At 57.8% G+C, this 7,099-nt stretch carries 6 protein-coding genes; 5 read left to right on the forward strand and 1 reads right to left on the reverse strand.

The window, feature by feature from the left end:
• A partial coding sequence (locus GHO25_RS26665) for a helix-turn-helix domain-containing protein (RefSeq protein ID WP_372240974.1) occupies positions 1-666 on the reverse strand: 666 nt, incomplete at its 3' end.
• 213 nt (positions 667-879) lie between these two features.
• On the opposite strand from GHO25_RS26665, the gene GHO25_RS24890 reads away from it, so the two are divergent.
• From GHO25_RS24890 to GHO25_RS24910, 5 genes are all read left to right on the forward strand, one after another.
• Complete coding sequence (locus tag GHO25_RS24890) at positions 880-1,932, forward strand: ABC transporter substrate-binding protein (RefSeq protein ID WP_153393157.1); 1,053 nt, start codon at positions 880-882, stop codon at positions 1,930-1,932.
• 118 nt (positions 1,933-2,050) lie between these two features.
• On the forward strand, positions 2,051-3,154 hold the full coding sequence (locus GHO25_RS24895) for an ABC transporter ATP-binding protein (RefSeq protein WP_153393172.1): 1,104 nt from the start codon (positions 2,051-2,053) through the stop codon (positions 3,152-3,154).
• Between the two features lie 10 nt (positions 3,155-3,164).
• Positions 3,165-4,421, forward strand: a complete 1,257-nt coding sequence (locus GHO25_RS24900; protein ID WP_153393160.1) for an ABC transporter permease — start codon at positions 3,165-3,167, stop codon at positions 4,419-4,421.
• Between the two features lie 2 nt (positions 4,422-4,423).
• On the forward strand, positions 4,424-5,245 hold the full coding sequence (locus tag GHO25_RS24905; protein ID WP_153393163.1) for an ABC transporter permease: 822 nt from the start codon (positions 4,424-4,426) through the stop codon (positions 5,243-5,245).
• A 70-nt stretch (positions 5,246-5,315) separates the two neighbouring features.
• Complete coding sequence (locus tag GHO25_RS24910; protein ID WP_153393166.1) at positions 5,316-6,560, forward strand: aspartate aminotransferase family protein; 1,245 nt, start codon at positions 5,316-5,318, stop codon at positions 6,558-6,560.
• Positions 6,561-7,099: the final 539 nt, after the last annotated feature.

Here is a 7,099-nt window from a genome sequence, read left to right on the forward strand (position 1 = left end):
CAGGCGCCCTTCAATGACGATGCCGCCCTCTTCGGCGTCGTGGGAATACAGCTCTTCGCCTTCTTCACCGGTGTCTGCACCCGGTTCGTAACGCTCATGGAGGATCATCATCGAACTATTTTCGAGATTCGCTCCCACTTGCCTGTATGATAGCTTCTTGCCATCAGCGAGTTCGACCAGCTCATTGGCTTTGTAAAACACGGCGCGGTCAACCACCGCCGAGTCGGAAAAAAACACGCTGAGGGTGACGTTCAAGGGCCGCAGCAAACGCTTGAGGATGCTCACAGACGGGCTGGATTTATCCCGCTCGATAATCGAAAGCGTGGCATGCGGCACACCGGCCAGCTCTGCCAGCCCCCTGATCGAGAGACCTCGACTTTGTCGTAATGCCTTGAGCCTTGCGCCTACGGTGGCGGTCTCCAAAACCTCTGGCGGGCTTTCAGGGAGCTCTTCCCGGATATGCGGGCTTCGGCCTGTCGCCGATGTTTCTGTCACGGTGAATTCCTTAGCTAAACGGCACCCGAGCGGGCCAAAGTTTAATGTGGACCTTGAACTGCCGAATTTTCTTACACGGTAAAGGCAACTTAAACGCACCAGGTCGGGTAATCCCGTATCCTGTTGCACACTCCAGGCGCAGCAAAGTAGCACGGTTTCAAACAGGCTCACCCCTGAAGAAAACGTTTATTACTCTAGCTAAAAAAAACACCGACAGTTGGGTTTGTCAGTCTTTTTTAAATTTTAGATGTGAGAAAACAATCGCTTACCGTTTATCGGGCGATTCAGGGTTTAAACCGTCAGCGAAAATAAAGCTTGCCTGGAGACACCTCCAGTGGTAAAAATTTTTACCACTGAATCACAACATCTGCGTAGAGGCTAATAATGCATAAATCACGCCACGCTGTTGCAGCATATGGACTTGCCCTCATTGGCTTAGCAGCTTCCCAAGTTGCCACTGCCCGTGATCTAACGATTGTCTCCTGGGGAGGCAACTTTCAGGACGCACAGCGCGAGCTGTTTTTTGCACCTTTCGCCAAACAAACCGGCAAAAAAGTACTCGACCAAAGCTGGGATGGCGGAGTGGGCGTGCTCGACGCCAAAGTCAAAGCCGGCAAGCCTAACTGGGACGTGGTTGAAGTAGAAGGCGAAGACCTTGTGCTGGGCTGCGATTCCGGGCTCTATGAAAAAATTGACTGGGCCAAAATCGGCAACAAAGCTGATTTTATTCCGGAAGCCGTGAGCGACTGCGGTGTTGGTAATATCGTCTGGAACACCGGCCTGTCGTGGGACGGTGACAAGCTCAAGACCGAACCGACCTCGTGGGCAGACTTCTTTGACCTGGAAAAAATCCCGGGTAAACGCGGCCTGCGCAAAGGCCCTAAATACGCACTTGAGTTCGCGCTGATTGCTGACGGGGTCAAACCTGCCGACGTGTACAAAGTGTTGCGCACCCCGGAAGGCGTCGATCGTGCCTTCAACAAACTGGGCACCATCAAGTCGGACATCGTGTGGTGGGAAGCCGCAGCACAACCGCTGCAAATGCTGTCTGCCGGTGACATCGTGATGAGCTCGTCGTACAACGGCCGCATCACCGGTTTTAACACCAACGAAGGCAAAAACTTCAAGTTCCTGTGGAATGGCAGCGTATCGGCCATCGACTCCTGGGCCGTGCTCAAAGGCAGCGAGAACAAAGACCAAGCCATGGACTTCATCGCCTTCGCGAGCAAGCCCGAAGCACAGGCCAAGCTGCCCAAGTACATTGCCTACGGCCTGACCAACAAGAACGCCAACGAATTTGTTCCGGCAGACTTGAAGCACACCCTGCCAACCACCCCGGAAAACCTTGCGCAGTCGATCCCTATCGATGTCGAGTTCTGGGTTGAGAACATCGAACCGCTGACCGAGCGCTTCAACGCCTGGGTCGCCCAGAAGTAAACCCCCGCCTCTTGGTCACCCTGCCACCGGTTCCCCGGTGGCAGGTCCACGACGTTATCTGCGCGCCGGTGCCTCTCAGAATAATGAGCGAGCATGCCTTGGCGAAGATGCTGTGCGCCTGCTCTCAAGTGAGGATGGTTACGTGAAACACTTGGTCAGTTTTAAAAATATTCAGAAGACTTACGACGGCATACGCCCCGTGGTCAAGGATTTGAACCTCGATATCAAAGAAGGCGAATTTGTCACCCTGCTGGGCCCGTCCGGGTCGGGCAAAACCACCAGCCTGATGATGCTGGCCGGCTTCGAAACGCCGACCCATGGCGAGATTTACCTGAACGACAAGCCGCTGCATAACCTTGCGCCACACAAGCGCAACATCGGCATGGTGTTCCAGAACTACGCGCTCTTCCCGCACATGACCATTGAGCAAAACCTGGCCTTTCCGCTTTCTGTCCGCAAAATGAACAGCGTCGACAAAAAGCAAAAAGTCAGCCGTGCTCTGGACATGGTGAAACTCACCGATTTCGCAAAACGCTACCCCGCGCAACTGTCGGGTGGCCAGCAGCAACGTGTCGCCCTGGCCCGTGCGCTCGTATTTGACCCCAAGCTGGTACTGATGGACGAACCGCTGGGCGCGCTCGACAAGCAATTGCGCGAACACATGCAACTGGAAATCAAGCACCTGCACCAGCAACTGGGCCTGACCGTGGTGTACGTGACCCACGACCAAAGCGAAGCCCTGACCATGTCCGACCGCGTGGCGGTGTTCAACGACGGCGTGATCCAGCAGATCGACACCCCGACCGCCATTTACGAGGCCCCGAACAAAAGCTTCGTGGCGCAATTTATAGGCGAGAACAACACCCTGCTCGGCACCTTTATGTATTGCGACGAGCACTATGCCGTGGCGCGCCTCGATGACGGCAGCCTGATCCGCGCCGTGCCGGTGGCCGAGTGCCAGCCGGGCGACCAGGTGGCCCTGTGCATCCGCCCCGAGCGAGTGGTGGTCGGCCCAGCGGGCAGCACACCGCTGACCGCGCGCATTCAGGAATACATCTACCTGGGCGACCACGTGCGCATGATCACCGAAATTGCCGGGCAGCCGAACTTCATGGTCAAGCTGCCGGCCTCGCACATGAACAACAGCTGGACGGTTGGCAGTTCGATTTCACTTTCCTGGTCACCAGAGCACATCCGCGCTCTGGACGTGACCAAGCACTGAGATGTCGATCATGAGTCAGTCCGCCGCCAATCAATCCGGCCAGACCCAGGAGCAGACGCCCACTCTCAGGGCCAAGCTCAGAAAGTCCGAACGTTCTTACAAGTTCAAATCCCTGCTGCTGATCGCACCGCTGTTTCTGTTTGTGCTGGTGTGCTTTGCTTTCCCCATCGGCACCCTGCTCTCGCGCAGCGTCGACAACCCCGATGTGAACACCGCGCTGCCGGCCACCGTTGAGGCGCTGGCTTTATGGAAAGGCAAATCGCTGCCCAACGAACACACCTTCGAAGCGCTGGTTATCGACCTGGCCAACGCCAAAGAGAACGGCCAGATCGGCGCATTGGCCAAGCGCTTGAGCTATGAAATCCCGGCTTACCGGACCCTCATCACCAAAACCCTGCGCAACCTGCCGGCCAGCGACGTGGCGTCCAAACGTGACGCGCTAATTGCCATCGACAGTTCGTGGGGCGAGCTTAATTACTGGAAGGCCCTGAAGCAGGCATCGGCGCCGCTGACGCCTTACTTCTTGCTGGCCGCCCTCGATCACCGTATCGACTCCGCCACCGGCAACATCGTCAAGGCCGACCCTAACCAGTCGATCTACGTGGACATTTTTGCCCGCACCTTCGCCATCGGCGCCGTGGTCACCCTGCTATGCCTGGTGCTGGGGTTCCCGGTGGCGTACTGGCTGGCCACCTTGCCCGAGGGCAAAAGCAATCTGCTGATGATCTGCGTGCTGCTGCCGTTCTGGACCTCGCTGATCGTGCGTACCGCCGCCTGGGTGGTGCTGTTGCAGTCCGATGGCTTGATCAACCGTTCGCTGATGTTTCTGGGCCTTATCGATGCGCCAGTGCAACTGGTGTTCAACCGCACCGGGGTGATCATCGCGATGACCCATGTGCTGCTGCCGTTCATGATCTTGCCGCTGTACAGCGTGATGAAAAACATCCCCGGCAACTACGTGCGGGCGGCGATTTCGCTGGGCGCTCACCCGTTTGTGGCGTTCTGGCGGGTGTACGTGCCGCAGACCTTCGCGGGCCTGGCGGCAGGTGCCTTGCTGACCTTTATCCTTGCCATTGGTTACTACGTGACCCCGGCCTTGGTGGGCGGTGCTGCGGACCAGATGGTCAGCTACTTCGTCGCGTTCTACACCAATAAAACCGTTAACTGGGGCATGGCGTCTGCACTCGGCAGCCTGCTGCTGATTGCCACCCTGTTGTTGTATGGGGTGTACGGCAAACTCACCCACCCTAACCAGTCGAGGTCATGACCATGGCGCCTTATGCGTCCAAAGCCGAAAAACTGGCCCGCTTCGGTCTGGTGACGGTCTGCCTGTTGGTGCTGCTGTTTTTGATTATCCCGGTGCTGGTGATCATTCCGCTGTCGTTCAACTCGTCATCGTTCCTGACCTACCCCATGGACGGGTTTTCGTTGCGCTGGTACGAAGAACTGATGTCGTCCCAGGAGTGGCGTCAAGCCTTTAAAAACAGCTTTATCATCGCCCCCGCCGCCACGGCACTGGCCATGATCTTCGGCACCCTGGCGTCTGTGGGGCTGTGCCGGGGCAACTTCCGCTTTAAGGGCGTGATCATGGCGTTTCTGATTTCGCCCATGATCGTGCCGTTGGTGATCGTTGCTGTCGGCCTGTACTTCTTCTTTGCCAAGCTGCAATTGCTCAACAGCTACACCGGTCTGGTGCTGGCCCATGCCATGCTCGGCGTGCCGTTTGTGGTCATCACCGTCAACGCGACGTTGCAGGGTTTTGACAATAACCTCAGCCGGGCCGCCGCCAGCCTCGGTGCGCCGCCGCTGACGGTATTTTTCAAAGTGATCCTGCCGCTGATTGCCCCCGGCGTGATCTCGGGCGGGCTGTTTGCGTTTGCCACCTCGTTTGATGAAGTCGTGGTCACGCTGTTTTTGTCCAGCCCGGCACAGCGCACCTTGCCCTTGCAGATGTTTTCGGGCATTCGAGAAAACATCAGCCCCAACATTGCCGCAGTCGCCACCATCATGGTCATCCTCTCGGTATTGATGCTGCTGACCCTCGAAGTGCTGCGACGACGTAACGAAAAACTGAAAGTCAAACAACAATAACCCATGCCGTACACCTTCCCGGGCCCAACAGCCCGGGGCGGGTAACTCTTGTCAAAATTCAGAGGTTTTTATGCCGAATCTAGTGGGTGATGTTTCCAGCGCAGCCCGCATCCTGCCTGATCTCAAGGGTGAAAAACTGTTTATCCGCAATGGCAAAGGCGCCTACCTGTGGGATGACCAGGGCCGCCAATACATCGACACCGCGCTGGGCTTTGGCGCCGTGTTGCTGGGCCACTCCAATGACGCCGTCAATGCGGCGGTCGTGCAGGCACTGAGCGACAGCGCGGCGCCGTCCTGGGCCCACGTGCGTGAGCATGGCGCCGCGACGGCACTGGCCAACCACACCGGCGAACTAAGTAAAGTCATCTTCACCAACTCGGGCAGCGAAGCGGTGCACTTGGCCTGCCGCGCAGCGCGCGCCTACACCGGTCGCGGCAGAATCGCCAAAATGGCGGCGGGTTTTGATGGCTGGTTCGATGACATCAGCTACGGCAACGTCACCTCCAAAGAAGCGAGCTTCAGCGACGGCCAGCGTCCGTCTACAGAACGCACCACCCTGCTGCGCTTCAACGACTTTGACGATGTTGAACGCCTGTTTGCCGAAGACAGCAACATTGCTGCGGTGATTCTGGAGCCCATGCTGGCCAATGCGGGCTGCATCATGGCCTTGCCGGGCTACCTCAAACACGTCCAAGACGTGGCCCACCGCCACGGCGCACTGGTGATCAGCGACGAAGTGCTGATGGGCTTTCGCCTGTACCCGGGCCTCGCGGCCCTGCAAGAAGGCCTGGACCCGGACATCGCCAGCGTTGGCAAAGCCATTGGCAACGGCGTACCGGTGTCGGCGGTCGTCGCTAAACCCCACATCCTAGCGGGCTTTGAAGAAGGCCGGGTCATACGCGGCGGCACCTTCAGCGGCAACCCCATGGCCTGCGCGGCCGTGACCACCACCCTGGCGCAACTGGACAACGTTGACTACCCGCAACTCATCGCCCGTGGCGACGCCTTGCGTGGCGCCATTGAAAGCATCTTTAAAAGCCACGGCTTCACCGTGAGCACCAGCGGCTACGGCAACGTATTTGGCATCTGGTTGGGCGCAGTGGTCCCGAGCACCTACGAACAGGCCGCGCAAATCGCCAACCCGTCATTTACCAAAGCCCTGCACCTTGCATTGCGCGAAGCGGGCGTACTGATCATGCCGTCGCCGTACGGCCGGTTGTATATCTCCTTCGACCACACCGACCAAGTGATCGAAGAAATCAAAACCGCGTTCGAACACGCGGCGGTTGAATTGAGTGCTGCGTATAGCGATTAAGCGTACGGGCGTACGCATACACCTGTAGGAGCGAGCTTGCCTCGCGATCTTTTGATCTTTCGCAGCCTCGTGCCTCGTCAGCGACTACAGGCGTACGCGGTAAAAGCGTAGGAGCCGCCGCAGGCTGCGATCTTTTGATCTTGGCCCTTTTACGGCCGCTGCGCGCCCGGACGTAGCCTCGCAAAGCTCGTCAACTGCTACAGGTGTACGCAATACACCTGTAGGAGCGAGCTTGTCTCGCGATCTTTTGATCTTGGCCCTTTTGCGGCCGCTGCGCGCCCGGACGTAGCCTCGCAAAGCTCGTCAACTGCTACAGGTTGCACGCAAAACATCTGTAGGAGCGAGCTTGCTCGCGATCTTTTGATCCTTCGCAGCCTTCGTGCCTCGTCAGCGACTACAGGTGTACGCGGTAAAAGCGTAGGAGCTGCCGCAGGCTGCGATCTTTTGATTTTGGCTCTTTTACGGCCGCTGCGCGCCCGGACGTAGCCTCGCAAAGCTCGTCAACTGCTACAGGTTGCACGCAAAACATCTGTAGGAGC

Origin of the sequence: Pseudomonas sp. FSL R10-1350, assembly GCF_009600525.1 — a bacterium.
Lineage (GTDB): Bacteria > Pseudomonadota > Gammaproteobacteria > Pseudomonadales > Pseudomonadaceae > Aquipseudomonas > Aquipseudomonas helleri.

What these genes read in the sequence shown, in the direction of transcription:
- GHO25_RS24900 (WP_153393160.1), top strand. Translation starts at nt 3,165, where the DNA reads ATGAGTCAGTCCGCCGCCAATCAATCCGGCCAGACCCAGGAGCAGACG.
- GHO25_RS24905 (WP_153393163.1), top strand. Translation starts at nt 4,424, where the DNA reads ATGGCGCCTTATGCGTCCAAAGCCGAAAAACTGGCCCGCTTCGGTCTG.
- GHO25_RS24910 (WP_153393166.1), top strand. Translation starts at nt 5,316, where the DNA reads ATGCCGAATCTAGTGGGTGATGTTTCCAGCGCAGCCCGCATCCTGCCT.
- GHO25_RS24890 (WP_153393157.1), top strand. Translation starts at nt 880, where the DNA reads ATGCATAAATCACGCCACGCTGTTGCAGCATATGGACTTGCCCTCATT.